Origin of the sequence: Micromonospora sp. NPDC005710 (assembly GCF_040630995.1) — a bacterium.
Taxonomy (GTDB): domain Bacteria; phylum Actinomycetota; class Actinomycetes; order Mycobacteriales; family Micromonosporaceae; genus Micromonospora.
This window is the reverse complement of sequence record NZ_JBEXYP010000002.1, coordinates 13,190-39,765: the sequence shown is the minus strand read 5'-3', so window position 1 is coordinate 39,765 and position 26,576 is coordinate 13,190. Positions and strand designations below refer to the sequence as shown.

The 26,576-nt window shown below is 70.9% G+C and carries 24 protein-coding genes; 16 read left to right on the top strand and 8 right to left on the bottom strand.

Annotated elements, in window-relative coordinates:
• Positions 1-20: 20 nt before the first annotated feature.
• Both ABZ406_RS02505 and ABZ406_RS02500 read left to right on the top strand, forming a co-directional pair.
• Positions 21-239 (top strand): flavin reductase, encoded by a 219-nt coding sequence (locus ABZ406_RS02505; protein WP_357755511.1) that lies wholly within the window; start codon positions 21-23, stop codon positions 237-239.
• Positions 236-409: a hypothetical protein gene (locus ABZ406_RS02500; RefSeq protein ID WP_357196421.1), complete on the top strand. Its 174-nt coding sequence runs from the start codon at positions 236-238 to the stop codon at positions 407-409. The genes ABZ406_RS02505 and ABZ406_RS02500 overlap by 4 nt, the downstream gene beginning before the upstream one ends.
• A 99-nt stretch (positions 410-508) precedes the next feature.
• Here the strand turns inward: ABZ406_RS02500 and ABZ406_RS02495 are convergent, their stop codons facing one another.
• Together ABZ406_RS02495 and ABZ406_RS02490 are read right to left on the bottom strand one after the other, a co-directional pair.
• Positions 509-1,135, bottom strand: coding sequence for a class I SAM-dependent methyltransferase (locus ABZ406_RS02495; RefSeq protein ID WP_357755510.1), 627 nt, complete (start codon positions 1,133-1,135; stop codon positions 509-511).
• Positions 1,132-1,620: a DinB family protein gene (locus ABZ406_RS02490; protein ID WP_357755509.1), complete on the bottom strand. Its 489-nt coding sequence runs from the start codon at positions 1,618-1,620 to the stop codon at positions 1,132-1,134. The genes ABZ406_RS02495 and ABZ406_RS02490 overlap by 4 nt, the downstream gene beginning before the upstream one ends.
• A gap of 176 nt (positions 1,621-1,796) precedes the next feature.
• On the opposite strand from ABZ406_RS02490, the gene ABZ406_RS02485 reads away from it, so the two are divergent.
• Entirely contained in the window at positions 1,797-3,245 is a 1,449-nt protein-coding gene (locus ABZ406_RS02485) for an ATP-binding protein (RefSeq protein WP_357755508.1), read from the top strand.
• 45 nt (positions 3,246-3,290) lie between these two features.
• Here ABZ406_RS02485 and ABZ406_RS02480 read toward each other — a convergent pair whose 3' ends face one another.
• Both ABZ406_RS02480 and ABZ406_RS02475 read right to left on the bottom strand, forming a co-directional pair.
• Entirely contained in the window at positions 3,291-4,001 is a 711-nt protein-coding gene (locus ABZ406_RS02480; RefSeq protein WP_357755507.1) for a hypothetical protein, read from the bottom strand.
• 82 nt (positions 4,002-4,083) lie between these two features.
• Complete coding sequence (locus tag ABZ406_RS02475; protein ID WP_357755506.1) at positions 4,084-4,332, bottom strand: hypothetical protein; 249 nt, start codon at positions 4,330-4,332, stop codon at positions 4,084-4,086.
• A gap of 222 nt (positions 4,333-4,554) precedes the next feature.
• Here ABZ406_RS02475 and ABZ406_RS02470 point away from each other — a divergent pair, with 222 nt between their 5' ends.
• Positions 4,555-5,328, top strand: a complete 774-nt coding sequence (locus ABZ406_RS02470; protein ID WP_357755505.1) for a proline hydroxylase — start codon at positions 4,555-4,557, stop codon at positions 5,326-5,328.
• A 16-nt stretch (positions 5,329-5,344) separates the two neighbouring features.
• Entirely contained in the window at positions 5,345-6,286 is a 942-nt protein-coding gene (locus tag ABZ406_RS02465) for a threonine/serine dehydratase (protein WP_357755504.1), read from the top strand.
• Positions 6,287-6,309: 23 nt separating this feature from the next.
• On the opposite strand, the gene ABZ406_RS02460 is transcribed toward ABZ406_RS02465, so the two are convergent.
• Positions 6,310-8,385 (bottom strand): tetratricopeptide repeat protein, encoded by a 2,076-nt coding sequence (locus ABZ406_RS02460; protein ID WP_357755503.1) that lies wholly within the window; start codon positions 8,383-8,385, stop codon positions 6,310-6,312.
• Between the two features lie 352 nt (positions 8,386-8,737).
• Here ABZ406_RS02460 and ABZ406_RS02455 point away from each other — a divergent pair, with 352 nt between their 5' ends.
• Positions 8,738-9,226: a hypothetical protein gene (locus tag ABZ406_RS02455; RefSeq protein WP_357755502.1), complete on the top strand. Its 489-nt coding sequence runs from the start codon at positions 8,738-8,740 to the stop codon at positions 9,224-9,226.
• Between the two features lie 49 nt (positions 9,227-9,275).
• Here ABZ406_RS02455 and ABZ406_RS02450 read toward each other — a convergent pair whose 3' ends face one another.
• A complete protein-coding gene (locus tag ABZ406_RS02450) occupies positions 9,276-11,648 on the bottom strand; it encodes a M28 family peptidase (protein ID WP_357755905.1) in 2,373 nt (790 codons plus the stop codon).
• A gap of 338 nt (positions 11,649-11,986) precedes the next feature.
• Between ABZ406_RS02450 and ABZ406_RS02445 the strand changes: the two genes are divergently transcribed.
• The 7 genes from ABZ406_RS02445 to ABZ406_RS02415 all read left to right on the top strand — a co-directional run bounded on the left by ABZ406_RS02445 (position 11,987) and on the right by ABZ406_RS02415 (position 20,690).
• Positions 11,987-13,186, top strand: coding sequence for a fused response regulator/phosphatase (locus ABZ406_RS02445; protein WP_357755501.1), 1,200 nt, complete (start codon positions 11,987-11,989; stop codon positions 13,184-13,186).
• The gene (locus ABZ406_RS02440; RefSeq protein ID WP_357755500.1) at positions 13,183-14,916 is read left to right on the top strand and encodes an ATP-binding protein; all 1,734 of its coding nucleotides are present in this window, start codon (positions 13,183-13,185) and stop codon (positions 14,914-14,916) included. The genes ABZ406_RS02445 and ABZ406_RS02440 overlap by 4 nt, the downstream gene beginning before the upstream one ends.
• Positions 14,913-15,365 (top strand): response regulator, encoded by a 453-nt coding sequence (locus ABZ406_RS02435; RefSeq protein ID WP_357755499.1) that lies wholly within the window; start codon positions 14,913-14,915, stop codon positions 15,363-15,365. Before ABZ406_RS02440 ends, ABZ406_RS02435 begins: the two co-directional genes overlap by 4 nt.
• On the top strand, positions 15,358-16,167 hold the full coding sequence (locus ABZ406_RS02430; RefSeq protein ID WP_357755498.1) for an inositol monophosphatase: 810 nt from the start codon (positions 15,358-15,360) through the stop codon (positions 16,165-16,167). The genes ABZ406_RS02435 and ABZ406_RS02430 overlap by 8 nt, the downstream gene beginning before the upstream one ends.
• A 186-nt stretch (positions 16,168-16,353) precedes the next feature.
• Positions 16,354-17,364 carry a hypothetical protein gene (locus ABZ406_RS02425; RefSeq protein ID WP_357755904.1) on the top strand — a complete coding sequence of 337 codons (1,011 nt, stop codon included), beginning with the start codon at positions 16,354-16,356 and terminating at the stop codon, positions 17,362-17,364.
• Positions 17,365-17,400: 36 nt separating this feature from the next.
• A complete protein-coding gene (locus ABZ406_RS02420; protein ID WP_357755497.1) occupies positions 17,401-18,963 on the top strand; it encodes a fused MFS/spermidine synthase in 1,563 nt (520 codons plus the stop codon).
• A gap of 71 nt (positions 18,964-19,034) precedes the next feature.
• A complete protein-coding gene (locus ABZ406_RS02415; RefSeq protein ID WP_357755495.1) occupies positions 19,035-20,690 on the top strand; it encodes a serine/threonine-protein kinase in 1,656 nt (551 codons plus the stop codon).
• 46 nt (positions 20,691-20,736) lie between these two features.
• Here the strand turns inward: ABZ406_RS02415 and ABZ406_RS02410 are convergent, their stop codons facing one another.
• Together ABZ406_RS02410 and ABZ406_RS02405 are read right to left on the bottom strand one after the other, a co-directional pair.
• On the bottom strand, positions 20,737-21,369 hold the full coding sequence (locus ABZ406_RS02410) for a TrkA family potassium uptake protein (RefSeq protein ID WP_357755903.1): 633 nt from the start codon (positions 21,367-21,369) through the stop codon (positions 20,737-20,739).
• Positions 21,370-21,473: 104 nt separating this feature from the next.
• Entirely contained in the window at positions 21,474-22,808 is a 1,335-nt protein-coding gene (locus ABZ406_RS02405) for a potassium transporter TrkG (RefSeq protein ID WP_357755902.1), read from the bottom strand.
• A gap of 140 nt (positions 22,809-22,948) precedes the next feature.
• On the opposite strand from ABZ406_RS02405, the gene ABZ406_RS02400 reads away from it, so the two are divergent.
• From ABZ406_RS02400 to ABZ406_RS02390, 3 genes are all read left to right on the top strand, one after another.
• Positions 22,949-24,061 (top strand): glycerophosphodiester phosphodiesterase, encoded by a 1,113-nt coding sequence (locus tag ABZ406_RS02400; RefSeq protein WP_357755494.1) that lies wholly within the window; start codon positions 22,949-22,951, stop codon positions 24,059-24,061.
• 421 nt (positions 24,062-24,482) lie between these two features.
• Positions 24,483-25,682 (top strand): substrate-binding domain-containing protein, encoded by a 1,200-nt coding sequence (locus tag ABZ406_RS02395; RefSeq protein WP_357755493.1) that lies wholly within the window; start codon positions 24,483-24,485, stop codon positions 25,680-25,682.
• 2 nt (positions 25,683-25,684) lie between these two features.
• On the top strand, positions 25,685-26,428 hold the full coding sequence (locus tag ABZ406_RS02390) for an ABC transporter ATP-binding protein (RefSeq protein ID WP_357755492.1): 744 nt from the start codon (positions 25,685-25,687) through the stop codon (positions 26,426-26,428).
• Positions 26,429-26,576 lie beyond the last annotated feature (148 nt).

Sequence of the window (26,576 nt, the reverse complement as noted above, 5' to 3'; positions counted from 1 at the left end):
CCGAGTTTGGACGGCCCCCGATGACGAGCCACCTCGCGATCACCCCAACCTGGATCTGCGCCGGCTGTGGTGCGGACTGGCCCTGCCACACCCGCCGCCAGGAGTTGCAAGCGGAGTACTACCGAGCCCCGGTATCGCTCGCCCTCTACCTGGCCGCCCAGTTGGTCGACGCCGCCCAGGACCTGGCCCACGTTCCGGCCGGCCATCTGCACTATCGCTTCCTGGGTTGGACCCGATGAGCATCCTTCGTGCGGGTGACGAGAAGTTCCACTACAGCGACGGCTCCCACAAGTGGATCCCGCCGGACCCCGACTACGACCAGGACGTCTGGGACGAGCAGATTCGCCAGCACAAACACGGCCACCTGCGGAACGAGCGTCCGAAGGTCCGCATTCAGCGGCTGATCTGACGAGGAGCAGCGGCGGTGAGAAGCTGGCGAAGAGATCCGCTGGTGTGCGAGCGGGGTCAGCCCTCGAAGGCATCGGTGGAGCCTGCGGCTCGGGCCAGGTCAGCTCTGTGGGCGCTGCGCCCAGAAGAGGGTGTGCCCGCTGCCGCCCTCGGGGACGAAACCCTCGGTGCTGACTGTCAGCCCCGCCTCTCGCAGCCATGAACGGTAACTGGAAGCGTCGGCTTGGCTCCACCACATGGTGGCGTTGCCATCGAGCCAGTTGTCCTCGGTGCCTGTCCAGGCGCTGCTGCCGACGGTGGTGAGCAGCCAGCCGCCGGGGCGTAACCAGGTGGCGATGCTCTTGATGAGCTGCGGTTGATCGGCCAGCGGCAGGTGGATGACCGCGTACAGGCAGACCACGGCGTCGAACGACGCTGGCGGCAGTTCGAGCCGGGTGGCGTCGGCGCGGAGAAAGGTGCCGTTGGGCACCAGGCGGCGCGCCCGTTCGATCTGCACGTCGCTGATGTCGACGCCGGTCACGCGGTGTCCGGCGTTCGCGAGGAAGCGGGCGACCGGCACCCCGCAGCCGCACCCGAGGTCGAGGACCGCCGCTGCGGCAGGGATGCGTTCATGTAGGTCGGCCAGCCAGGGAGCGTACTGGCCGTCGTCAGCGTCGTCCGATCGATAGTGGTAGGAGAGCGCGTCGTACCCGCGTCGTACCACGTCACGCTCATCGCTGCTGCTCATGCGTCCTGCCAGCGGTAGAGGTCGCGCAGCAGGGAAATCTCGGCGCCGTGATGGATCAGCTCCCGGTTGACGTGCAGGACGATGCCCTCCATGGGAAACCGCTCGGGACCCACAGTGGGCGGATTCTCGAGCTGTCGCAGCGCCTCGTCGGCGGTCCCCGCGTAGGCGAATGTCTGGGAGTCCATCTCCTGGCCGCCGAAGTGCCATCCGACCCGATAGCCCAGGCAGGAGACGATGACGTGCGCCAGCCGCCAGGCAATCGTGGTCACGGGCGCCGGCACCGGGTCAGGGGACGCGGAGTCCATCGTCCATTCCCCCGAGCCGGCCGACATCGGTGCCGCCGACGTGCCCTGTGGGCGGATGCTCCAGCAGCCAGGCACCGGCTCCCAGAAGTACTCCTCATCGGTAAGACCGTGCAGCCGCGGACGCAGGTTCTGCTGCCAGTGCCGGTCCAACTGGCCGGCGAGGCGCTCGCTCCGTGTCATTGCCGCACGCTACCCAGAGCCGGCGACCGCGGTGACCCGCAGGAGCGGTCTGCGGCGGTCCCGCTCGGTAGGTGAACCACATCCCTGCGGGATCAGTTGTGGCTCACGGCCCTGGTCACCGACGGCTTTGGGTAGACTGGGTCGAAGTAAGATTGGATCTAGCTTCGGGAGGGTCGATGTTCGTCGGGCGGCGGCTGGAACTCGACCTGCTGGTCAAGCAGCTTGATCATGTGAAACGCACCGGCGAGGGTCGCTCGGTCGCCTTACGCGGTCGCAGACAGGTGGGCAAGTCGCGCTTGGTGCAGGAGCTGTGCGACCGGGTCGATCTGCCGTACTGCTTCTACACGGCGGTGAAGGGCGCATCGAGCATCGAAGCGGTGGGCTACTTTCTCGGTGCGCTGCGCGACTCGTCGCTGCTCACCTCCGGTGGTCGTGACCTTCTGCCGTCCCAGCCGCCGGCCGGTGGCTGGGGAGACATGCTGCGGGTCCTGGCCGGTGTCCTGCCCGATACGCCGAGCGTGGTCGTCCTTGACGAACTGCCCTGGATCTCCGAGCAGGACGCGACCTTCGACGGGCACCTCCAGGTTGCCTGGGACCGGCTCATCTCCAGCAAGCCAGTGCTCCTGCTCCTGCTCGGCAGCGATCTGCACATGATGCAGCGGTTCACCGAGTACGACCGACCGTTCTACGGCAGGGCCACGAACATGGTCCTCGGCCCGTTCAATCTTGCCGAAACCGCCGCAGTGACCGGGTTGATTGGCACCGACGCGATCGATGCGCACCTGATCACTGGTGGGCTGCCCGGCGTCGCCCTGGAGTGGTCCCCGGGAACGCCACCCACCGATTTCCTGAGTCAGGAGATCTCCAACAAGACGTCCGCGTTGTTCACCGTTCCCGAACAGTCCCTTGCATCGGAGTTTCCCGCCCCGGACACTGCCCGGCGCATCTTGGAAGCCGTGGGAGGGGCAGGTAGCCGCACGTTCAGCAACATCGCCGCTGCCGCCGGGGACCGCGGCGGCCCCGTCAGCTCCGGCACCCTGTCCCCGTTGCTGAACCGGCTCGTCGAGGACAAACAGGTCCTCGCTGTCGACAAGCCGCTGTCCACCAAGCCCAACAGGCTGGCCCACTACCGGATCGCCGACAGCAACCTGCGCCTGTATCTGGCGATTCTGCGCGACGTGCATCAACTGGTTCTGCGCGATCGGACGGCGGCCGCTCGCGCCGTGCTCGACAGTCGGTGGTCCTCCTGGCGGGGCAACGCCGTCGAGCCGATCATCCGTGATGCGCTCGCCATCTCAGCCGGTGCCGGAGGCTTGCCCTGGACCGACACGTGGGAAGTCGGCGGCTGGTGGAACCGGCAGTCCAACCCGGAGATCGATCTCGTCGGAGCCGATCGCGCCCCGATCGCTTCCCGCATCGCCTTCGCCGGCTCCATCAAGTGGCAGGACGGCCCGTTCGACAGGCACCATCTCGACGAGCTGCGGCGTCACGCCCCGCTGATCCCGGGTTTTCAGCCCGGGGTCAGTGGCCTGGTCGTGGTCAGCCGCTCCGGAGCCGACCTCCCGGCCGGGGCCGTGGACCTGGTCTGGGGGCCTGACGACATCGTCCAGGCGTGGTCGGCCTGACGCTGTCCAACGATGCGCGGGCCGCCCGGGGTGCTGCGGGGTGGGTCAGGCGGGGGGCGTCTGCTGGCGGCGCCGGCGCTCGATGTCCCGCTGAACCTCGGGATCCCACAGGGAGGCATTCCAGTCCTCCGGCTGCGTCTCGATGTCCAGCGGCGGCCGGGCCGGCTGGCTCCCCGCCTGTCCCGGCCGAGCTTCGTCCATTCGCTGTGGCGCGATTCCCGTACCGGTGGCGTCGTTCTGGTCTCGTGGCGGGATGTCTCCCGCAGGGGTGGCCGGGTCAGCGAGCCGGCGCGTGGCTCTGCGGTGGGTGACCAGAGCCCCGATGCCGAGCAGGATCGCGGCGACCGCCCGGACGATGTGGAAGGCGGTCGGGGTCTTCACCGGCAGCAGGTACGACACGAAGAGGAGCAGGCCACCCGCCCCGACCGCCCAGTGCCGGACCGTCGACGCGGCGATCGAGTGCGCGTCGATGACGCGTTTGGTGACATTCGACCAGGTCAGAAAAGCGGCGAACAGGGCCAGCGGTACGACGACCGACAGGGCGCTGATGACGTCGCCGCTCGGCGGCGTCAGCAGGTCGGCGGCGATCGCGGCGCGTACCAACGAGAGCCCTGCGAAGATCACCGCGAGCGTCACCAGCACCCACTGGGCCACCTGCCAGTGCGCAGGTGGCTGTGGCGGGGGCGTGACACCGCCGAGGCAGGTGTGCCCCTGCCCGGCATGGTCGAGCTGGATCCCGCAGTTCGAGCATTTCACGCTGCACCATTCCCCGTGCTGGCCGTCGCGACGCGTCAGGCTAGCAGCGCTGTCGGGGCGGCGGGGGTCGGTGTGTGGGGCGTCAGCCCGCGAGGACGTCCGCGCGGGTGCCGTGGCCGGCGGGGCGTCGGGACCAGCACTGTGGACGCTGCCGGACGGCGAGCTCCAGTGCCTGATGGTCGGACTCGATCATTTCCCGGGCTATTCGACGCGCCATTTCCAGGCGGTCGACGTGCATGTCAAGATCCGTCGGGCCGGCGCCTGCCATCTCGAACTCCTTGTCAGCGTTCGAACTAGTCGCATCATGCGTCACGCCGAGAATCGTCACCATTCCCCGATCGGCGGAAAGCTTCCGCCGTACGGTTCGGTGTCGCGTACCCCGGTTGCGCCGATGGTAGCGGTGGGCGTGCCACGCGGCCCGGAACTACGAATACCTCGTCTTGCTTGCGGTTTGTACATTGCACTGTGCGCGGGTCGGGGGGGCGCGACAAGTCCGGTGAGGGATCTTCGTTACGGGAGGACCGCCGTGCAGCATTCGAGTAGGACAGATCCCTTGTTCGTCGCCGTCGAATCAGAGTCGATCACCCGGGCGGATGTCGCCGGGCTCATCGCGGGGCGGCTGGCCGCCGTCCGGGTGCCGGGGTTGCTCTCCGCGGCCCGCTGTCAGGCGATCACCGCCGCCCTCGCCAACGCGCCGATGGACCGCTACGACGAGAGCCGGGTCTTTCCCGTCGTCGCCAAGTTCGGCCCGGCCATCAACGATCACCGGGCCGCCGGTGAACTCCGCGAGGACTACTGGGACGCGGCCCGCGCCGCCGACAAGAGCTGGTCGACGCTCGGCCTGGCGGACTCGCCCCGGGACCTGTGCCTGGCCGCGTTCCGAGGCGCTTGGCCGGACGTCGCGCCCGGCCGGCGGCAGGGTCGCGAGATGCACGTCGGCATCGTCCGTGAGATCAACGCGGGGCTCCAGGTGCACTTCGACGACGCGGTCCGGGAGTACGCGGGTCGACTGCTCGACGGCGAGGTGGTGGCGCAGTTGGCGTTCAACATCTACGTCCGGGTGCCGCCGGCCGGTGGGGAGACAGTGCTGTGGCGGCGGCGCTGGCAGCCCGGCGACGAGCCGCTGCGGATCCCCGGCGGGTATGGCTTCCAGGAGGCGGTGGCCGCGGACACGCAGTCGTTGACGCTGCGACCCGCCCTTGGGGAGGGCATCCTGTTCGATCCGCGGCACTATCACACGGTGCGTCAGGCGTCGGATGGCCGACGGATCTCCATAGGATGTTTCGTAGGGCTCACCGACGATGGTCGACTGGCCCTCTGGTCGTAGTGAAGGGCGTTTCCCCATGGTGGACAGAAGCGACGTCGAGGCTGCCGCGGCCCTCGTCGAGGGACGGGTCCGGGAAACCCCGGTCATCGCCGTCGACGGTGCCGATCTGGGTGTTCCCGGGCAGCTCAGCCTCAAGTTGGAGCTGCACCAGCACACCGGCTCGTTCAAGCCGCGTGGCGCGTTCAACCGGATGCTCCAGGGGGCCCTGCCCTCGGCCGGGGTGATCGCCGCCTCGGGTGGCAACCACGGCCTCGCCGTCGCGTACGCGGCCCGGTCGCTGGGCGTGCCGGCGGAGGTCTTCGTGCCGGTCACCGCCTCGCCGGTGAAGGTGCAGCGGCTGGCCGGGTTGGGTGCCCAGGTGCGCCAGGTCGGTCAGCACTACGCCGAGGCGTTGGCGGCGAGCACCCAGCGGGCCGGGGAGACGGGCGCGTTGGTGGTGCACGCGTACGACCAGCCGGAGGTGGTGGCCGGTCAGGGCACCGTCGGCCGTGAGCTGGAGCGGCAGGTGAACGGGATCGACACCGTGCTGGTGGCGGTCGGCGGCGGCGGGTTGGTGTCCGGTGTCGCCAGTTGGTTCGGCGGTTCGGTACGCGTCGTCGCTGTGGAACCCGAGCGGATCCCCACCCTGCACTCGGCCCTCAAGGCGGGCCGGCCGGTCGACATCGAGGTGGGTGGCATCGCCACCGATTCGTTGGGTGCCCGGCGGATCGGCGACATCGCCTTCGACACCGCCCGCCGCACCGAGGTGGTGTCGGTGCTGGTCCGCGACGAGGACCTGGTGCGGGCGCGCCGGTTGCTCTGGTCGGAGCTGCGGGTGGCCGCCGAGTTGGGTGGCGCTGCGGCGCTGGCCGCGCTCGTCGGCGGCGCGTACGTGCCGCAGCCGGGGGAACGGGTAGCCGTGATCATCTGTGGTGGCAACACCGACCCGAGTGACCTGGGCCCGGCCGCGCCGCACTGATCGGCCGTGCCGGCGCCTACCGTTCAGGCGCCGTCACGTAGTCGGCGCAACGCGTGCTCCACCTGGAGGGTGTCCAGGTGGGTGTCGCCGAGGAGTCGACGGCGGTCGGCGAGCAGGTGCTCGTACACCTCGATCGCCGCGTCGACCTGCTCCTCCAGCAGCAGCACCAGGCCCAGTGTGAACCGGATCGCGAGCACCTCGCTGCGGTCCGCGTGCCGGGGTTCCACTGTGGCCAGGGTGGCCCGCAACTCGGCCTCGGCCTCGGCGAACCGGCCCTGAGCCTGCATACAGCGGGCCAGCGTGTGCCGGGCCTGCCAGGTCTCGGGTTGGTTGAGCGGCCACAACCGGTAGCGGACCTCCAGGATGGCGTTGAGCATCTCCTCGGCCTCGGGTGCCCGCTGCTGGGCGAGCACAGCCAGGGCCAGGCTGTGCCGCACGATCATGGTGTCCCAGTGTTCCGGGCCGCGTACCTGATCCTCGGCGGCGACGATCTGCCGCAGTTCCAGCTCGGCCTCCGGCCACTGGCGCTGCGCCATGATCGCCTTGGTGAGCTTGTGCCGGCTGGCCAGGGTGTCGGCGTCGTCGCTGCCCAGCACCCTGGTGCGGTCCGCGATCACCTCGCGGAGCACCCGGTCGGCCATCTCCGGCTGGTTGCGTTCCAGCCAGGTACGCCCCAGCTCGTGGCGCAGCGCCAGCACCTGCGGCCGGTCCAGGTCGTGGTCGTACGCGGCGCAGCCGCGCACGATGGGGTCGAGGATGTCGAAGGCCGAGCCGGGTAGACCGACAGCGATGAGGTAGCGGGCGGTGAGCCGGGTCAGCTCCAGTGCGCGGCGTACCGTCTCGGGGTCGTGCTTGTGTTTCTGCGGCACGAGGTATTCCCGCACGGCCTCGACCAGGTGTGGCACCAGCACGTCCCAGTTGGTCCAGGCCGCCGAGTCGTCCGGGCTCTGCCCCTCGGTGGCGGAAAGCAGCAGCTTCATCACCAGCGCGTGGTATTCGGCGATCTGCTCACGCACCTCGTCGCGGTCGCGGAACATCGCGTGGACCAGCGGGTGCAGCGAGAGCACGTGCGCGAACGCCGGGTCGCTCACCTCCTCCTGGACGTCAAAGTCGACGAGGGCAAGGTTGCCGATGCCTTCCAGCACCCGCACCCGTTGCCGGCCGGTGAGCCCCTTGAAGAGTGGCGACTCGGCCAGGATGGCGGGCTTGAGCACCACCTCGTAGGGCACCGGGGAGATGCTCAGGCAGGCCAGCACGTTGAGCAGTGGTCGGCTCTGTTGGAGCTGGCGGCGGGCCAGCAGGTCGAGGGAGATGTCGTCGACCTCGCGGACGATCTCCAGACCGAGGGACTCGTCGAGGTCGACGTCGGAGGCGTCGCGCGGCGAGCGGAACCGGCGCTGCACTGCCGTCTGATAGTCGGCGAAGGTGGTGATGGTGGACGAGCCGCGCCAGACCGGGCTGGCGTTCACCGACCGCAGGTAGTTGCCGGCAGCACGCAGGGCGAGGGGCAGCCCGCCCAGCTCACGGGCGAGTTCCCGGGCGTCGGCCAGCCCGCCGGCCTGCGCGCCGGCCCGGTCGATCAGCACCTGGGCGCCGGCGTCGGCGCCGAGGGGACGCACCTGGTGCAGCGTCGACCAGGTGCCCCAGGTGGCCCGGTTGCCGTCCCGGCTGGTCACGATGACCATGCCGTCGTCGGCTTCCGGGCTGCGCAGCCAGCCGGTGCCGTCGGCGAGCACCCCGTCGGTGGGGCCCAGGCTGGCGGGCTCGTCCGCACTGTCAAAGATCAACAGCCAGGGCTGCGCCGCCTGGTTGAGGTAGCGCCACACCAGGTCGGTGGCGCTGATCATCCCGGCCCAGGCCTGGTCGACCTGGGTCTCCGACGCGCCGAGCTGGCTGACCACCTCCCGCATCCCGGAGTTGAGCCGCCCGGCCTGCACCCACCAGACCGTCCGGCCGCCGGCCCGGGCCCGGCGGGCGATCTCCAACGCGACGTGGCTCTTGCCGGAGCCGCCCATGCCACACAGGATGTGCACCGAGGGCCGGCCCCCGGCAGCCTCCGGCCGGACGATCTCGTCGATCAGGTCGTCACGCCCGTGCAAGGGGCTGTCCAGTCGCCCGAGCGGAGGGTCGACTGAGACACGACTCGGCCGGTCGTACGCAGGCCGGGGCACGCCGGCATCCTCGGGTGGAACGTCCGCAGTCAATGCGGTCCCCCTTTGGTGGCGAATTCGCAATGGGCCGGCGGCGAAAATTCCTGTCCATCTGATGGACAGTCGGAGGGATTGCCACCCGCACCATGTCGACAGCAAGCGTATCCACCGCCGTACTGGGTTGCACACTCTCCGTTTAGGCCGCCCGACCGACCGGAATCGGTGCCGGAATTCCCACTTCGCTGCTGACTCCGGCCGATCCGCGTGCTCGGCGCTCGACACGTACCTCCACGATGGACCTATGAACTGGTCGCAGATCCAGGACGTTGTCGACTGGGGGAGCGTGCCGGACTGGTTCGGTGCGGTCGGCTCCATCGCCAGCGTGCTCTTCGTCTATCTCGGACTGCGGCGGGAGATTCGCGCCCGTCGTAACGACGATCTGCGGGTCCGGGCCACCCAGGCCCGGTTGGTCTCGGCGGTGGCCGAGATCCGCGGCACTTCGGTGCTGCGGCTCACGGTGGCCAACGAGAGTGACGCCCCGGTGCTGGACGTGGTGGTGCTGGCGCGACTCGTTCCGCCCGACGATCCGGACGCCCCGCCGATCGGGTTGGCCGGCGCGAAACAGGTCCGTCGGATTCCCGGCCGCGATAAGCACGAACTCTTCGTCACCGTCGGGGCGGACCACCGGCTCCGCACTGCCGACACCGTTCTGGTGGACCTCACCTTCACCGACCACGACGGCAATCGCTGGCACCGGATCGGTGCCGGCCAGCCCGAACCGGTGGGCTGACCGGAGGCGGTGGCCCGGCGACGAATACTCGCCGGACCACCGCCAACCGTCAGAGGGGATAGGTGCGGGCGACCGCCAGCATCTCCGAGCTGTGCGACCCGACGATGCCGACGGCCGGCGGCCGGGGCCGGAAGCCGGGCAGCGCGTCCAACCCGTCGCTGGCGTCCATCACCCGCAACGTGACCTGCCCGGCGATCGGGCGCACCGTCAACGTGACCTCCACACCCTCGGCGGGCGGGGCGTGGAACACCAGCCCGAAGCCCCACTTCCCGGCGCGGGGCTCCACCGGCACCGACCGCCCCGCCACGTCGGCGCGCAGCACGGTGGCCGTCGAGGTGTCGACGTGCAGGGTGGCCAGTCGGACCGCCCGCTGCGGGGTGAGCCGCAGCCGCAACGTGCGCTCGCCACCAGCCGTCGCGTCGGACACCACCTCCAGCTTCGGCGCCGGCAGGTTCGCCGAGGGCGCGGGGCCGGCCCGCAGCTCGCCGTCGCCGAGCCCAGGGAAGTCGTCGCCGACGTCGGTGACCCCGTCCACGTAACCGCCCGTCCACGCCTGCGGGTCGGTCTCGTGACTGAGCCAACGGGCCTGGCCGGTGCCGGCGTCCATGGCGTACATCAGGTGGGTGGGGGCGGGGTGGGCGGCGTCGAACCGGTCCACGGCCAGCCCGACGCCGGCGAGCACCACCGCCGCCACGGCGGCGGCACCGGCCGGCAGCACCGCGAGCCGCCGGGCCCGCAGCACGAGCAGGCCACGCTGGCCGCCGGCCTGCGGGTGCAGCAGGTCGACCACCGGCAGCGCGACCAGGCCGAGCAGCACCGCGACCAGCGCGGCCACGCCGCCCATCGCCATCCCCAGCGCGGGGAAGAGCAGCACCACAGTCGGCAGGAGGATCACCACACCGACGGCCGCGGCGGCCGTCACCGCCACCACCGGCCACGGCCCGGTCAGCCGGGTACGCAGTGCGACAAGCCCGCCGATGGCGCCGGCCAGCGCCGGCAGTGTGGTGAGGTACGCCCCACCCGGCACCGCCACGGCAAGCAGCACCCCGAGCAGAGCCAGCCAGGCCAGCCCGCCGACGGCGAGCGCGGCCGGGCCGACCCGGCGGCGGGTGAGCGCGTACCAGGCGAACAGGATGGCGGTGGCGAGCGCCAGGACGGCCAGCCGGTACCAGATCGGCCGGTACGGGTCGAGCAGTTCCGCGTACCCCGGTCGGATCGTGGTGATGGCCAGCCAGAGCAGTTGGGCGGCGACCGGCGCGGCGATGATCGGCACCAGGGCCAGCGCGAATCCGGCGGCCAGCCGGCCGGTGCCGGCCCGGCCGCTGCGGCGGGTCGCCCAGGCCAGGGCGGCGACCAGTGCCACCGCGAGCAGGGCCAACGGCAGGGTGAGCCAGCCCGGGTAGCGCACCAGCCCGCCGGGGACGGGAAAGTAGGTGGCGTCGTGCCCGGAGCGCAGGTCGGTCAGGTCGGTGCGACCGAACTCCCGGGCCAGCCCCAACGCGTTGTCCCCGTGCTGCTGGAGGCTGCCCCGGTCCATGGCGGCCGGAGTGTCCAACGGCGTGTGGTAGATCGCCCCGCCGTCGATGTAAGCCGAGTTCAACCCGACGAACTTCTGATCGAGGAAGGCGGTGAAGTCGGTGTCGTTGGGCAGCGCGCGGTAGATCTCCACGGCGAACGAGGTGCCGACCGGGTGGGGGGCGGCCCGACCGAAGATGTCCACCAGTTTCGCGTTGTTCCGGGACGTCTCGAACATGATCACCGGGCCGGTGGAGCCCCGCGCCTCCAGGTTGAGCACCACGCCGCCGTCGGCGGCCAGCGGGTGGCTGGTGGCGAACGCCGCCGCGCCGCAGAGGCACGCCTCCTCGGCGTCGGTGAGCACGAAGACGATGTCGTTGCGGGGCCGGGGGCCGGTGGTCAGCGCGCGGGCCACCTCCAGGATCGTCGACGTTCCGGCCGCGTCGTCGTTGCCGCCCGGCCCGGTCTGGACCGAGTCGTAGTGGGCGACCAGGAAGACCCGCCCCGTCGAGTCGGTGCCGGGCATCCGGGCCACCACGTTGCGGACCCGGGCCACAGTCGCCCCGCCCGCCGCCCCGCTGAGCTGACCGGCCTCCGGGGCCACGGTGTCCTGCACCTCGGTCTCCAGGCCCAGCCCTCGCAACTGCTGCTCAAGGTGCGCGCGGACCTGCTCGTTGGCCGGGCTGCCGGCGACGTGCGACCGGGCGGCGATCACCTGCACGTCCTCGTACGCCCGGCCGGCGCTGAACGCGCCAGTCGGCGCGTCGGCCGGCTTCGGGGCCGGGGTGCGCAGGTCGAGGAGGCTGCCGGCGCCGACCGCGGCCAGCGCGACCAGCGCCGCCGCGGCGGCCACGAGCCGCCGACGCGGCCGGGTCAGCGCGCGCTCGGCAGGGGGTACGCCCGGGATCGGACGGGGCGGCGTGCCCGTCGTGGCCGGGGTGGGGGGTGCGCCCACGGGAACTCCTCGGGGGTGGTGGGGCCTGGGGTGGGATCATCCTGCCCGTCGGCGGTCGCGCAGGGGATGGCCGGTACGTCAGGCGTCCATCAGCCGCCCGGTTTGTCAGCGGCCGGGGCAGTGATGCGCCCCATCCCCGCCCGCGCCGGAGGCATCGTGTTGTGTGCGACCGTTGTCTAATACAGGATCAGCAGGGCACTCGGAAGGAGCCCGACATCACCAGCGAACTCCCGCGTCTCGCGGCGGTGACCCGGCCGCACCGGGGGGCCGGCTCGGCCGGTTCCCCAGTCGTGCCGTACCCGCACGGAGGGTTGGCGCGGCACGCCAACCTGCCACCGGGTGAGCGGCTGCGCGTGCTGCTGGTGGAGGACGACGAGGGCGACGCCTTCCTGGTCGGTGAACTGCTCGCCGAGACCAACTCGATGATCGATCTTCAGGTCGCCACGAGCCTCCGGGAGGCCCGGCAGCGGATCACCGACGTCGACTGCGTCCTGCTCGACCTGGGCCTGCCCGACGCGCAGGGGCTGGACGGGCTCCGCCAGTTGCTGGAGATGTCCAGCGGCGCGGCGGTCTGCGTGCTGACCGGCCGCACCGACGAGCACCTGGGCGTGGTGGCGGTCGCCGAGGGTGCCCAGGACTACCTGGTCAAGGGCCAGGTCGACGGGGTGCTGCTGACCCGGGCGCTGCGCTACGCGGTGGAGCGTAAGCGCGCCGACGAGAACGCTCGCCTGCTGCGCGAGGTCGAGCTGCGCCAGGCCGAGTCGGCCCGACTCGAACGCGGCCTGCTGCCCCAACCGCTGATGACCACCGACCAGGTGGCGGTGAACACCTTCTACCGGCCCGGCCGGCACGCCGCGTTGATCGGCGGGGACTTCTTCGACGTGGTGCAGACGCATCCGGACCGCCTCGACCTGATCGTCGGCGACGTCTGCGGGCACGGGGTGGACGAGGCCGCGCTCGGGGTCGAGCTGCGGGTGGCCTGGCGGGCCCTCGTGCTCGCCCGGGTGCCGGACGACGAGGTGCTGCCCGCCCTGGAGCAGGTGCTGATGAGTGAGCGCCGCCTCCAGGAGATCTTCGCGACGGTGGCCACCGTCAGACTGGACCTGGCCGCCAACCGGGCCACCGTCCGGCTGGCCGGGCACCCGCCACCACTGCTGCTCTCCGGCGGCCGGGTCACCCCGGTGCCCGCTCCCGGCGGCCTGCTGCTGGGCGTACGACCGCGCCGGCCGATCGCCTACGACCTGGAGTTCGACACCGATGACTGGTCCCTGCTGATGTACACCGACGGCCTGATCGAGGGGCGGGTGGGTGCCGGCAACGAACGGCTCGACGTGCCGGGCCTCAGCGGGTTGCTGGACGAGCCCGCCAACCGCTCGGTGTCCCTGCCCGAGCTGCCGGCCTGGCTGGTCGGGCGTGCCGAGCGGCTCAACGGTGGCCCGCTCGCCGACGACGTGGCCATGCTGCTGGTCAGCCGGGGTGGTGGCCGGTGAAGCCGGTGGTCGGCGGCTGGAGTCTGCGCCGCCGGGTGATCACCCTGCTCACCGTCGTGGGGGTGTTGCTGATCAGCCTGGCCGTCGCGGAAGCGGCGATGGCCACCCGCAACCGCACCCAGATCGACGCGGTCCTGAACCAGACCGGCCCGCTGCGGGTCCAGTCGCAGGAGCTGCTCAACGCGCTGCTCGACCAGGAGACGGCGATCCGCGGGTACGCGGTCAGCGGCAAACCGGCCGACCTGGGCCCGTACCGGGACGGGCTCGCGCAGGAGCAGAGCGTCGTCGCCTCGATGCGGGCGCTGCTCGACGACTATCCGCAGATCGGCCAGGAGATGCGGATCGTCGAGGAACGCGCCGCGAACTGGCGGAAGACAGTGGCCGAGCCGGTGATCGCCACCACCGAGCAGAGCGGCACCCGCGCGGGCCAGGCACTGATCACGGACCAGGCTCGGCAGCAGTTCGACCAGCTCCGCTCGGCGGTCGGTGACCTCCAGCGGGAGATCCTGGTTGCCCGGGAGAAGGCCGCCGCCGACGTCCGCAGCAGCAGCAACGTGCTCGTCGTGCTGCTCATCGTCGCCGCCCTGGTGGTGGTCGTGGCCGGTGCGGTGCTCCTGCTCTCGCTGGACCGGATGGTGGTCCGGCCACTGACCGGCCTGGCCAACCAGGTCCGCGAGGTCGCCGAGGGCGACTACCAGCACCGCATCGCCACCGTCGGCCCGCCGGAGTTCATCCGGCTCGGCGAGGACGTGGACGCGATGCGGCAGAAGATCGCCGCCGACCTGGCCGAGGTCCGGGGTGCCCGCGAGCGCATCGAGTGGGTCAACAGTCAGCTCCAGAAGCAGGCCGAGGAGCTGACCCGGTCCAACCGTGACCTGGAGCAGTTCGCGTACGTGGCCTCGCACGACCTGCAGGAGCCGCTGCGCAAGGTGGCCAGTTTCTGCCAGCTGCTCCAGCGCCGCTACGCGGGGCAGCTCGACGAGCGGGCCGACCAGTACATCGCCTTCGCCGTGGACGGCGCGCAACGGATGCAGCGCCTGATCAACGACCTGCTCGCGTTCTCCCGGATCGGGCGGCTAACCACCGGCTTCGTCGAGGTCGACCTGAACAAGGTGATGGGCGACGTGGCCGGCCAGACCGAGGCCGCCCGACAGTACGCGGACGCCGAGTTGACCTGGACCGAGCTGCCGGTGATCTCGGGTGAGGAACCGCTGCTCACCAACCTGCTCGCCAACCTGGTCAGCAACTCGATCAAGTTCCGCCGTCCGGACGTAGCGCCGAAGGTGCACGTCTCGGCCCGGTTGGTGGGCGCCGAGTGGGAGATCACCTGCCAGGACAACGGCATCGGGATCGAGCCGGAGTTCGCCGACAAGATCTTCGTGATCTTCCAGCGGCTGCACTCGAAGGACGCGTACCCGGGCACCGGCATCGGGCTGGCGATCGTCAAGAAGATCGTCGAGTACCACGGCGGTCGCGTCTGGGTGGACACCGACGTGCCGGAGGGCACCGCGATCCGGTTCACCCTGCCGGCGCTCCCCACCGACGTCGAGGCGGCTGCCGCGGCCGAGGCAGCGGGGGAGCCGAACACCCCGACCACTGACGACCCGACGCCCTCGACCGGGGCGCCGGGGGCGCGGGCGGAGCAGACCGACGGGTCGGACCAGCCGGACCGGGCCGACGAGGGCCCGGAAAGCGGTAGAACGGGTGACATGAGGGAGACGGTGGGATGACCGCGCCGGCGGATGGCAAGAGCCCGATCGAGGTCCTGCTCGTCGAGGACGACCCGGGTGACGTGCTGATGACCCAGGAGGCGTTCGAGGAGCACAAGCTGCGTAACCGGCTGACTGTCGTCTCCGACGGGGCGGAGGCGCTCGCCTACCTGCGGCGGGAGGGCCAGTACGTCGACGCGGTGGCACCCGACCTGATCCTGCTCGACCTGAACCTGCCCCGGCGCGACGGCCGAGAAGTGCTCGAAGAGATCAAGAAGGACGAGAAACTGCGCCGCATCCCGGTCGTGGTGCTCACCACCTCACAGGCCGACGAGGACATTCTGCGCAGCTACCAGCTGCACGCCAACGCCTACGTCACCAAGCCGGTGGACTTCGACCGATTCATCTCGGTCGTCCGTCAGATTGACGAGTTCTTCGTCAGCGTGGTTAAGCTGCCGCCGCGTGGCTGACACCCTGCTGGACGACGTCGGCGGCCTGCTCTGGGAGGCCGCCGAGCAGGTCGTGCTGCCACTGTTCCGCAAACTCGACGACGACGACGTGTCGGAGAAGGCACCCGGCGAGGTGGTCACCGTCGCCGACCGCCGCGCCGAGGACCTGCTCTCCGCGGGGCTGCGACGGCTGCGGCCGGGCTCGGTGGTCGTCGGCGAGGAGGGTGTCGCCGACGATCCGGGGTTGCTGCGGCACCTGCGCGACGGCGGGGACGTCTGGCTTGTCGACCCGGTCGACGGCACCGCCAACTTCGCCGCCGGTCGCCGGCCGTTCGCCCTGATGGTGGCGCTGCTGACCGATGGGCGGCCGACCGCCGGTTGGATCCTCGACCCACTCGCCGACACGCTCGCCGCCGGCTCGGCCGACGAGGGCACCCTGCTCAACGGTCGTCCGGTGGCCAGCGCCGGTTCGGTGCCACCGCTCGGCGAGCTGCGCGGCGCGGCGATGACCAAGTTCCTGCCGCCGGAGACCCGCGACCGGGTCCGCGCCGGCGGTCGGCGGCTCGGTGAGCTGCTGCCCGGCCAGCACTGCGCCGGTCGGGAGTACCTGGACATCCTCACCGGCGAGCAGCAGTTCGTGCTCTTCTGGCGCACCCTGCCCTGGGACCACGCCCCGGGCACTCTGCTGGTCCGGGCCGCCGGTGGTGTCGCCCGCCGGTTCGACGGCGTCGACTACCACCCCTCCGACGACGGGAGCGGTCTGCTCGTCGCCGCCAACGAGCAGACCTGGGCCGAGGTGCGCGACGCTCTGCTCAGCACCTGATCAGCGCGCTGCGCGACCGGGTTGGGACGCTCCGTCGACATCGGGGCGGCCCGAGGGTCAGGGGGCTGGTCACCGGCCCGCAGTCCGGTATCGTGACCGGCGGTCTCCGCCAGCAGGCCGCCGACCGGCGCCGAAGTGCGATGTTCATCGGGGGCCGGCGGTCGACGGAAGGACGCTTTCGTGCCCATGACCACGCTCAGCCCGCGGCTCGGTCGCCGCACCCTGTTCTCGGTGCTCGCCGCCGTCGCGCTGATGCTCGGTGGTGCCGCCGCGCCCGCGTACGCGGAGCCGGGCGAGGGGGGCAGCAAGAAGCTGCAGGACGCACTGGAGCTGACCGCCAAGGGGCACATCGAGGCCAAGGCCAAACTGGACAATTCCAAGCGTCGTCAGACAGCGCTGACCGGCGAGCTGACCAACCTGGAGGGCCGGCTGGTCGGCCTCACCGCCCAGGTCGGCGAGGTGGCCGCCCAGTCGTACCGGCTGGGTCGGTTGAGCGCGGCGTCGATGCTGCTCAACACCGCCACGCCGGAGGCGTTCCTGCAACGTGCCGGCGACCTCGACCTGATGGCCCAGCGGGACAGCAAGCGGCTGCGGGACCTCACCGAGGCCCGGGAGCAGGCGCAGCAGGCCAAGGTCGCCATCGACGCCGAGGTCCGCGAGCAGCAGAAGCAACTCGCCGTGATGGCGAAGAAGAAGAAGGAAGCCGAGGCGGCGCTCGCCGAGGTCAGCTCCGGCAGCAGCAACGGGTTCAGCGGTGGCAACTCCACCTCGGCCAAGCCGGCCCCGCGTAACTCGGACGGTTCCTGGCCGTCGGAATCCTGCTCGGTGAAGGACCCGACCACCTCCGGGTGCATCACCCCGCGCACCCTCAACGCGCTCAAGCAGACCCAGGCGGCCGGCTACAAGCGGCACGTCTCCTGCAAGCGCAGCGGCGGCGGCGGTGAGCACCCGAAGGGCCGGGCCTGCGACTTCTCGGCCGCCACAAACGGCTTCGAGGACAAGAACGCGACGGGCGGTGACAAGGCGTACGGGGACAGCCTGGCCGCCTGGCACGTGCGCAACGCCGACCGCCTGGGCGTGCTCTACGTGATCTGGTACCGGCAGATCTGGCACCCCGGCACCGGGTGGCGCTCGTACAGTGGCAGTGGCAGCCCGGCCGCATCCCACACGAACCATGTTCATCTCTCGATGTACTGACCCGAAGCACCAGCTTCGCTGCGTACCATCCCGACGATGAGCTCCCCACCGTCCGACGTAGCGGCCCTGCCGGCCCCACCGGCCCCGCCCCTGCCGGTCACCGGCCGGGCGCTGCCCAACGGCCTGGCCGCCTTCCTGGTCTTCTTCTCCAGCGGTGCCGTGCTGGTGCTGGAGACCGTCGCCCTGCGCCTGGTCGGCCCCTACGTCGGGGTGACCCTCCAGGTGACCAGCTCGGTGATCGGCATCGCGCTGGCCGCCATCGCGTACGGGGCGTGGTTCGGCGGCTGGCTGGCCGACCGACGCAACCCACGCGGTCTGCTGGCACCGGCGCTGGTGCTGGCCGGCATCGCCACCGCTGTCACCCTGCCCGTCGTCAGGTACGCCGGTGAGGTGCTGCGCGGCGGCGCGGCCAGCGGCATCCTGCTGCTCGTCGCGCTCGCGGTGTTCGTGCCCGCCGCACTGTTGGCCGCCGTCACCCCGCTGGTGGTGAAACTCCAACTCGCCGACCTGCGCCGCACCGGGCAGGTGGTCGGTCGCCTCTCCGGGATCGGCACCCTGGGCGGCATCACGGCAACCCTGCTCACCGGGTTCGTGCTGGTCGCAGCCCTGCGCACCACAGTCATCCTGCTGGCCCTGGCGGTCGCGCTCGGGCTCGTCGGCCTCGGCCTCGGGTGGCACCTGCGCCGGCAGGAGCCCACCGAGCTGCCCGGTCCGGCCCGGGCCCGGGCCGCGCTCGCCGTGCTCGGCCTGGCCGGGGCGGGGCTGACCACAGTCGCGCCCAACCCGTGCGACATCGAGACGGCGTACCACTGCGCCCGGGTCACCTCGGACCCGTCCCGGCCCACCGGGCGGACGCTGCTGCTCAACTCCGCGCAGCACTCGTACGTGGACCTCGCCGACCCGAAGTACCTGGAGTACGCGTACACGAAGTGGATCGGCGCTGTCGCCGACGTCGCCGCGCCGGCCGGCCGGCGCGTGGACGCGCTGCACCTGGGCGGCGGTGGGTTCACAGTGCCTCGTTACCTGACCGCCACCCGTCCGGGCACCGACAACCTGGTGTTCGAGATCGACGGCGGGCTCGTCGAGCTGGGCGAGCAGGAGCTGGGCGTACGGCCGGGGCCGGACCTTCGAGCGGTGGTGGGTGACGCCCGGATGCTGGTGGCCGGGGAGCCGACCGACAGCCGTGACCTGGTGGTCGGTGACGCGTTCGGGCACCTGGTGGTGCCCTGGCACCTGGCCACCCGGGAGATGGCCGCCGACGTCCGACGGGTGACCCGGCCCGGCGGCGTGTACGTGCAGAACGTCATCGACTACCCGCCGCTGCGGTTCATCCGCGCCGAGCTGGCCACGGTGGCAGCCGAGTTCCGGCACGTCGCGTTGATCGCGCCGCCGGAGGCGCTCGCCGAGGAGCGGGGCTCCAACTTCCTCATCGTCGGCTCCGACGCGCCGCTGCCGCTGGAGGCCGTTCGGGCCCGGCTGGTCGAGGTGGACCCGAAGGTCAGCCTGCTCTCCGGGGAGGCGCTGACGGACTTCGTCGGTACGGCGATCGTGTTGACCGACGACTACGCGCCGGTGGACCAACTGCTGGCCACCGCCTGAACGGGTGACAATCGTGACCGATTCCGATCCTCCAGGTGTAGCACGGTTGATCCTGGGCAACAACGGTCACCATGGGCGGTGGGGACCGAAACGGCGCGCAGCTGCTCGATGAGCGGTACCGGCTCATCGAGCAGCTCGGCGCGGGTGGCATGTCAGTGGTCTGGCGTGGCTACGACGAGGTGCTCGGCCGCCAGGTCGCGGTGAAGGTGTTGGCCTCCCGGCTGGCGAGCGACCGGGCCTTCCGCCACCGCATCCGGATCGAGGCGCAGGCCGCCGCACGGCTCTGCCACCCCAACATCACCAACGTGTACGACTACGGCGAGTCCGAGCAGGTCGGGCTGACCGTGCCGTACGTCGTGATGGAGCTTGTCGACGGTGCCTCGCTGGCCAGCCGGTTGGGACGGGAGAGCCAACTGCCGTGGCGGGAGGCGGTGACCATTGGCGCCGAGGTCAGCTCGGCGTTGGCCACCGCGCACGCCAGAGGTGTGGTGCACCGCGACGTCACCCCCGGAAACGTCATGCTCACCTCGACCGGGGTCAAGGTGGTCGACTTCGGCATCTCCGCGCTCGTCGGCGAGAGCGAGAAGGGGCCGGACGGCGCCTTGCTGGGCACCCCCGCGTACCTCGCCCCGGAGCGGCTCGACAACGGCCAGGTCTCCCCGGCCACCGACGTGTACGCCGTCGGGCTGCTGCTCTACCGGATGCTCACCGGCCGACTGCCGTGGCAGGCCAGCACGACAACCCAGATGCTGCGCGCCCACATGTACAACGACCCGGCGCCGATGCCCACCGTGCCAGGGCTGCCCGACGGGGTCGCCGAGCTGGTCGAACGGTGCCTGGCCAAGCGGCCGGCTGACCGGCCAGCCACCGCCGAGCTGACCCGGACGCTGGCCGAGGCGGCCGGCATGCTCGCGGCGGTGCCTGTCTCCCCGGCCGGCGGGCCCCTGGACGCGGCGATGCTCGGCAGTGCGCGTACCACGATCCTGCCCTGGTCGGCGGCGACCGACGCGATGCCGTCGTTGTCGCGGACCCGCAACCGGGACCGTCAGGCGCTGCAGCGGGTGACCCGGCGTCGGCGGGTGGAGGCCGGGGTGGCCGCCGTCGGGCTGATCGCCGTCACCGGCGTGATGTGGGGGTTCACCTCCCGCAGCCCGGCCAGCGGCGGTGACCGGCCGACGACCGAGGCTCGGATGGGTCTGCCGGCGGCGGCGCCCTGCGAGGTGGCGTACGCGCTGCGCTCCGACTCGGGCACCGAGTTCGCCGCCGAGCTGACACTGACCAACACCGGTGCCCGTGAGCTGCGGGACTGGACGATGAGCTTCACCTTCCCCGGCCAGCAGAAGGTGACCAAGGCGGAGCCCGCGCCGGTGCACCAGCAGGGGAGCACGGTGCTCGTCCGGCCGGCTGCCCAGCGCACCACGCTGGCCCCCGGTGCGGCCGAGAAGGTGACCCTCACCGGTAGGTACAGCGGGGCGAACCAGTTGCCTGTCGAGTTCCGGCTCGGCGAGGCGACGTGCGGGGTCCGGGTGTCCGGGGTGGCCGGCAGTGTGCCGTCCACGGCCCCGCCGCCCAAGGCCGCCACAGTGAAGGCCCCGCCGAAGAAGGCGACGGCACGCGGCGGCTCCGGCGCGGGCAGTGGCGCGTCGAAGGCCAAGCCGCCGAAGCCTCCCAAGCCTCCGGCGAAGCCCAAGGCCGCCGGCGGTGGTCCGGGAAAAGCGGAAAGGTGACCAAGGGACCTGGTGGTCACCGTAAGAAGTAGGCGGGCCACAGCGGTCAGCGCATGCCCGCGAATCGCTGCACCTGGTCGATCCCACCCTCGACGATGAGCACCCCACCCTGGGGAAGCGCGGTGTCGTCGGACGCGTAGCGGAAGCGTTCTCCGGGCAGTTTGGCGCCGATCACGCGCACCCCGAAGCGCTCCTCGGGTCGCAGGGCGAGCAGTGTGTGCCCGACCAGGGACTCCGGCACCCGGACGGTGGCGATGGCGAAGTCGTCGTCGAACTCGATGAAGTCGAGCAACCGGCTCACGATGAGGTGCGCGACCCGGTCCCCGGTCTCCGCCTCCGGGAAGATCACGTGATGCGCGCCCACCGACGCGAGGATCTTGGCGTGCTTCTCCGAGGTGGCCCGCGCCCAGATCTGGGGCACACCCAGCTCGACGAGCGCCAACACGGTGAGCACACTCGCCTCCACCGAAGCCCCGATGGCCACCACCGCCCGTCCGAAACTGGTGATGCCCAGTTGCCGCAGCGCCCCCTCCTCGGTCGCGTCGGCCTGCACCACCCGGTCGAGCTGCGCCGACCAGCGCTGCACCTTCTCCGGGCTGCGGTCGATGGCCAACACCTCGCGGTTCATCCGGGTCAGCGACCCGGCCAGATGACAACCGAATCGACCCAACCCGATCACCACGATGCCGCCGCTGTCCGCCCGTCCAGCCGACACGTCGACCCTCCCTGCTTCCACTGGCGCGTCTCCGACGTGCGGGCCGGCCGACACGTCCGAAACACGCCCTAGCCGACAATTGGTTGCTCCTGGGGATAGCGGTAGAGCCGCCGTCGCGTGTTCAGGGCGATCGCCGACCCCAGGGTGAGCGTCCCGACCCGGCCGATGAACATCAGCACGGTCAGCGCCAGTTGGCCGCCGGCCGGCAGTTCGGCGGCCAGACCGATGGTCAGACCGGTGGTGCTGAACGCCGAGGTGATCTCGAACAGGGCCGCGACGAAGCGGACGCCCTCGGTGAGCAGCAGCAACAGCATGGTGCCGACCATCACCAGCGCGACGCTGAGCAGCGCCACGGTGACCGCCTGCCGCTGACTGGCGGTGGCCACCCGCCGGTGCCCGATCGTCACGTCGGGCTCGCCCCGCAACTCCGCCCAGATGGTGAACGCCAGCAGGAAGAACGTGGAGACCTTGATGCCACCGGCCGTGCTGGCACTGCCGCCACCGATGAACATCAGCACGATCAGCAGGGGATAGCTCTCCTCCTGAAGATCGGCGATGTTCAGGACGCTGAAGCCGCCGGTGCGGCTCAGCGCGATCTGCGTGAACGACGCGAGGATCTTTCCGGGTACGTCGTACGGGCCGATGGTGCCCGAGTTCGTCCACTCGGCGGCGAGAAGGCCGGCGAAGCCGACAAGCAGCAGCGCCGCGCTGCCCCAGATGGTCAACTTCGTTGCCACCGCCCAACGCCGCGGCTGACGCCACTCGCGGACCGCCTCGAACAGCGCGGGAAAACCGAGACCGCCGATGATCGCCCCGAGAGCCAGCGGTAGCGACACCCACGGGTCCCTACTGAAGGCCAACAGACCGTCGGTGTAGAGCGCGAAGCCACCATTGTTGAACGCCTGAACGGCGTGGAAGACGCCCGACCAGAGGGCCTGCCCGAGCGGATAGTCGTACGTCAGCCAGAGCCGGCCGGCGACCAGCACTGTCATCGCCGCCTCGCAGACGAAGACGGTGAGCGCGATCCGACGGAGAAGGCGGCCCACGTCCCCGATGCCGAACTCGCCCGTCTCGGCCTGCACCAGCAACCGGTTGCGCAGCCCGAGCTGGCTGGAGACCACCAGGATGACCAACGCCGCGACGCTGAGGATGCCGAGGCCACCGAGCTGCGTGAGCAGGGTGATCACCACCAGTCCTGCATCCGACCAGTAGTTCGGCGTGTCGGTGATGGCCATGCCGGTCACCGACACGGCCGAGGTCGCGGTGAAGAGCGCGGTGACCACTGGCGGGTGTTCGTGCTCGACAGTCGCCCAACGCGCCATGAGCAACCCGGTCCCGAGCAGGATCGGCACCAGGAACGCGAACGGCACCAGCCGCACGGGATTGCGGAAGAACCGGCGCACCACACAATCTTCCTGGCCGCCCACGACCCTCGGGTGGGAACGGGCGTTCCGGAGATTCATCTGTCGGTCAGCCATCGACCAACTCCTGGCCAATCACGGGCGATCTGCTTACCCGGACCAATCGATGACAGGAGACGGCGTTGCGACGTACCCTCTCGACCCTCGGCGTGACCGGCGCTCTGCTCGCCGCCGCCGTGGCCCTGCCGACACTCGCGGCCGCCGAACCGGCCACGAACGCCGAGCACTCCCGGGCCAACGACCGACCCATCGTGATCGGTCACCGGGGCGCCAGCGGCTACCGCCCGGAGCACACGCTCGAGGCGTACCGGTTGGCGATCCGGATGGGTGCCGACTACATCGAGCCGGACCTGGTCTCCACCTCCGACGGCGTGCTCGTCGCCCGCCACGAGAACGAGATCTCCGGCACCACCGACGTGTCGACCCACCCGGAGTTCGCGTCCCGCAGGGCGACGAAGACCATCGACGGTGTCGCGGTGACCGGGTGGTTCACCGAGGACTTCACAGTCGCCGAGCTGAAGACGCTGCGGGCCAAGGAACGGTTGCCGCAGGTACGCGTGGCGAACACCGCCTTCGACGGCCGCTTCGAGGTGCCCACCCTCCAGGAAGTCATCGACCTGGCCCGCACCGAGGGGCGGGCACGGGGCCGCACCATCGGCATCTACCCGGAGACCAAGCACCCGAGCTACTTCGCCTCGATCAACCTGCCGTTGGAGGAGCCGCTGCTCCGGGTCCTGCGGCAGAACCGGCTGGACCGGAAGAACTCCCCGGTCTTCATCCAGTCGTTCGAGACGGCCAACCTGCGTCGCCTGAGCCGGCTCACCGACGTGAAGCTCGTCCAACTGCTCGACGCGACCGGCCGCCCGTACGACTTCACCGCCGCCGGTGACGCCCGCACCTACCAGGACCTGGCCACGGCGGCCGGGCTGAAGTGGATCGCCGGGTACGCCGACGGCATCGGCGCGAACAAGAACCTGATCGTCCCCCGGAACGCCGCCGGTGCCCTGCTCGCCCCGACCACAGTGGTCCGCGACGCCCACCGCGAGCACTTGCTCGTGCACTCCTGGACGTTCCGCGCCGAGAACCAGTTCCTCCCGGTGGACTTCCGGATCGGCACCGACCCGAACGCCCGCGGCGACATCACCTCCGAGTACGAACTGTTCCTCGGCCTGGGCCTCGACGGTGTCTTCAGCGACCACCCGGACACCGCCGTGGCCGCCCTCGCCGGCCGCTGACCCCGCGAGTCGGTGGCGGGTCTCGCCGAGCTGACCTCGGCCCGGAGCTGATCCGTTCCGGGCCGACCACCGGGCCGACCACGCCCGGCCCACACGCTGGCCCGTCGTCCGCCACCCGGACGGCGGGCCAGCTCGGCAGCACCTGAGATGGGGCTGCGGGGTGGTCGGCGGCGTGCGTCCTACGGCCGGGCTGACCGGAGCCGGGCGGATGGCGTGGGACGACACACGGCTCGGGTGGTCCGTGGGGGTTCGGGCCATCGAGGGCAGGGCTGCCCGGCTGGTAGTGCGGCCCGTTGTAACCCTCGGCCACCTCAATCCTGTTACTTGTGTGTTTCCGCCACATAGCTCGTGGGTGACGTCACTTCTAGCGTGAGCCGTCACGAAGAAGTTATCTCCCTCTGAGTCCTCATGTGGAGTCGCAATGACGGTCCGGACGACGCGGCGGGCGTTCCTCTCCGCCGCCACGATGATGGCCGCGGCGTTGGCCGCCACGGCCTGTGGCAGCCCGCAGGACACCGCCACCGGCGGCGGCGACAACGCCGCGCCGGTCAAGGTCGGCCTGGTGTACTCCCAGTCGGGAGCACTGGCCAGCTACGGAAAGCAGTACATCGAGGGGTTCAAGGCGGGGCTCGACTTCGCCACCCAGGGCACCGGCAAGGTCGGTGACCGGAAGATCGAGCTGACCGAGGTCGACGACGCCGGCGACCCGGCCAAGGCGGTCTCCGCGGCGAAGGACCTGATCGGCAAGGGCACGAAGATCATCGCCGGTTCCACCGCCTCCGGTGTGGCGCTCCAGGTCGCGCCGATCGCCGCGCAGAACAAGGTCCTGTTCATCTCTGGCCCGGCCGCCACTGACGCGGTGACCGGCGCGAACAAGTACACCTTCCGCTCGGGCCGGCAGTCCTACCAGGATGTCGTTACCGCCAAGTCGTTCATCGGTGACCCGACCGGCAAGAAGGTGGTGGTCTTCGCCCAGGACGGCGCGTTCGGCGACGCCAACGAGGCGGCCGTCAAGGCCGTCATCGGCAGCGCGGGCGCGACGGTGAGCAGTGTCCGGGCCCCGGCCAGTGCCACCGAGTTCACCCCGTTCGCCAGCCAGATCAAGGCCGCCAAGCCGGACCTGCTCTTCGTGGCGTGGGCGGGCACGACCGCCCCGGCCATGTGGCAGACCCTCGACCAGCAGGGTGTCCTGTCGTCCACCACCGTCGTCACCGGCCTGGACATCCGCGCCTCGTGGCCGACCTTCGGTGCTGCCGGCGCGAAGATCTCCTTCCTGTCGCACTACTTCGACGGAGCCAGCGACACCGAGGCCAGCAAGGCGCTCAAGGCGAAGGTCAACACCATCGACCTGTTCCACCCGGACGGCTTCGCCGCCGCGCAGATGGTGGTTCGCGCCGCGCAGGAGGGTGGGGACGACGTCGACAAGATGGTCACCGCCCTGGAGGGCTGGAGCTTCGACGGGGTCAAGGGCAAGATGACCATCCGGGCCGCCGACCACGCGCTGCTCCAGCCGATGTTCCAGGCCAAGCTGACCGGCAGCGGCACCGCGTTCACCGCTACCGCGCAGAAGAGCCTCACCGGTGACGAGACCGCGCCGCCGGCCGTGGCCATGAAGGGCTGACCATGCTCGCCACCCGCGGTCTGACCTGGCGGATCGGTGAGGTCGCCATCGTCGACAGCGTCTACCTCGACCTGGCACCCGGGGAGTTCCTGGGCGTCATCGGGCCGAACGGCGCCGGTAAGACCTCACTGTTCAACCTGATCACCGGCCTGCGCCGGGCCACCGAGGGTCGGGTCGTCCTGGACGGGCAGGACATCGGGGAGCTGCCGCCGCACCGGCGGGCGCGCCTCGGTCTGGGCCGTACCTTCCAGGCGTCCTCGGTCTTCGGCTCGCTGAGCGTGCGGGAGAACGTCCGGCTCGCCGTTCAGGCGCACCGCGGGGGTTCGATGGCGTTGTGGCGGCGGGCGGCGGCCGACCGTGAGGTCGCCGCCGCCGCCGACGCGGCGCTCGACCGGGTCGGCCTCGCCCACCGGGGTACGGCCCTCGCCGGCACCCTGGCCCACGGCGAGAAGCGCAAGCTGGAGATCGCTCTCCTGCTCGCCGGTGAACCACGGGTGATGCTGCTGGACGAGCCGATGGCCGGGGTCAGCGCCGAGGACGTGCCGGAGCTGGTCGCCGTGATCAAGTCGTTGACCGGCGACAGCGGCCGGGCGGTGCTGATGGTCGAACACCACATGGACGTCATCCTGGAACTGGCCGACCGCATCGCCGTCATGCACCACGGCGCGCTGCTGGCCTGCGACACCCCGGAAACGGTGATGGCCAATCCCACAGTGCAAGAGGCCTACCTGGGGGAGCAGCTGTGAGCGCGAGGAGTGAGCCGGGTTTGCGAGCCCCGCAGTCGCGAACGGAAGCAGCGCTGTGAGCGCGAGGAGTGAGCCGGGTTTGCGAGCCCCGCAGTCGCGAACGGAAGCAGCGCTGTGAGCGCGAGGAGTGAGCCGGGTTTGCGAGCCC

Coding starts and splice junctions, on each gene's coding strand:
- ABZ406_RS02435 (WP_357755499.1), top strand. CDS start 14,913: ATGACCGCGCCGGCGGATGGCAAGAGCCCGATCGAGGTCCTGCTCGTC.
- ABZ406_RS02485 (WP_357755508.1), top strand. CDS start 1,797: ATGTTCGTCGGGCGGCGGCTGGAACTCGACCTGCTGGTCAAGCAGCTT.
- ABZ406_RS02455 (WP_357755502.1), top strand. CDS start 8,738: ATGAACTGGTCGCAGATCCAGGACGTTGTCGACTGGGGGAGCGTGCCG.
- ABZ406_RS02475 (WP_357755506.1), bottom strand. CDS start 4,332: ATGGTGACGATTCTCGGCGTGACGCATGATGCGACTAGTTCGAACGCT.
- ABZ406_RS02465 (WP_357755504.1), top strand. CDS start 5,345: ATGGTGGACAGAAGCGACGTCGAGGCTGCCGCGGCCCTCGTCGAGGGA.
- ABZ406_RS02415 (WP_357755495.1), top strand. CDS start 19,035: ATGGGCGGTGGGGACCGAAACGGCGCGCAGCTGCTCGATGAGCGGTAC.
- ABZ406_RS02495 (WP_357755510.1), bottom strand. CDS start 1,135: ATGAGCAGCAGCGATGAGCGTGACGTGGTACGACGCGGGTACGACGCG.
- ABZ406_RS02390 (WP_357755492.1), top strand. CDS start 25,685: ATGCTCGCCACCCGCGGTCTGACCTGGCGGATCGGTGAGGTCGCCATC.
- ABZ406_RS02420 (WP_357755497.1), top strand. CDS start 17,401: ATGAGCTCCCCACCGTCCGACGTAGCGGCCCTGCCGGCCCCACCGGCC.
- ABZ406_RS02500 (WP_357196421.1), top strand. CDS start 236: ATGAGCATCCTTCGTGCGGGTGACGAGAAGTTCCACTACAGCGACGGC.
- ABZ406_RS02505 (WP_357755511.1), top strand. CDS start 21: ATGACGAGCCACCTCGCGATCACCCCAACCTGGATCTGCGCCGGCTGT.
- ABZ406_RS02490 (WP_357755509.1), bottom strand. CDS start 1,620: ATGACACGGAGCGAGCGCCTCGCCGGCCAGTTGGACCGGCACTGGCAG.
- ABZ406_RS02395 (WP_357755493.1), top strand. CDS start 24,483: ATGACGGTCCGGACGACGCGGCGGGCGTTCCTCTCCGCCGCCACGATG.
- ABZ406_RS02425 (WP_357755904.1), top strand. CDS start 16,354: ATGACCACGCTCAGCCCGCGGCTCGGTCGCCGCACCCTGTTCTCGGTG.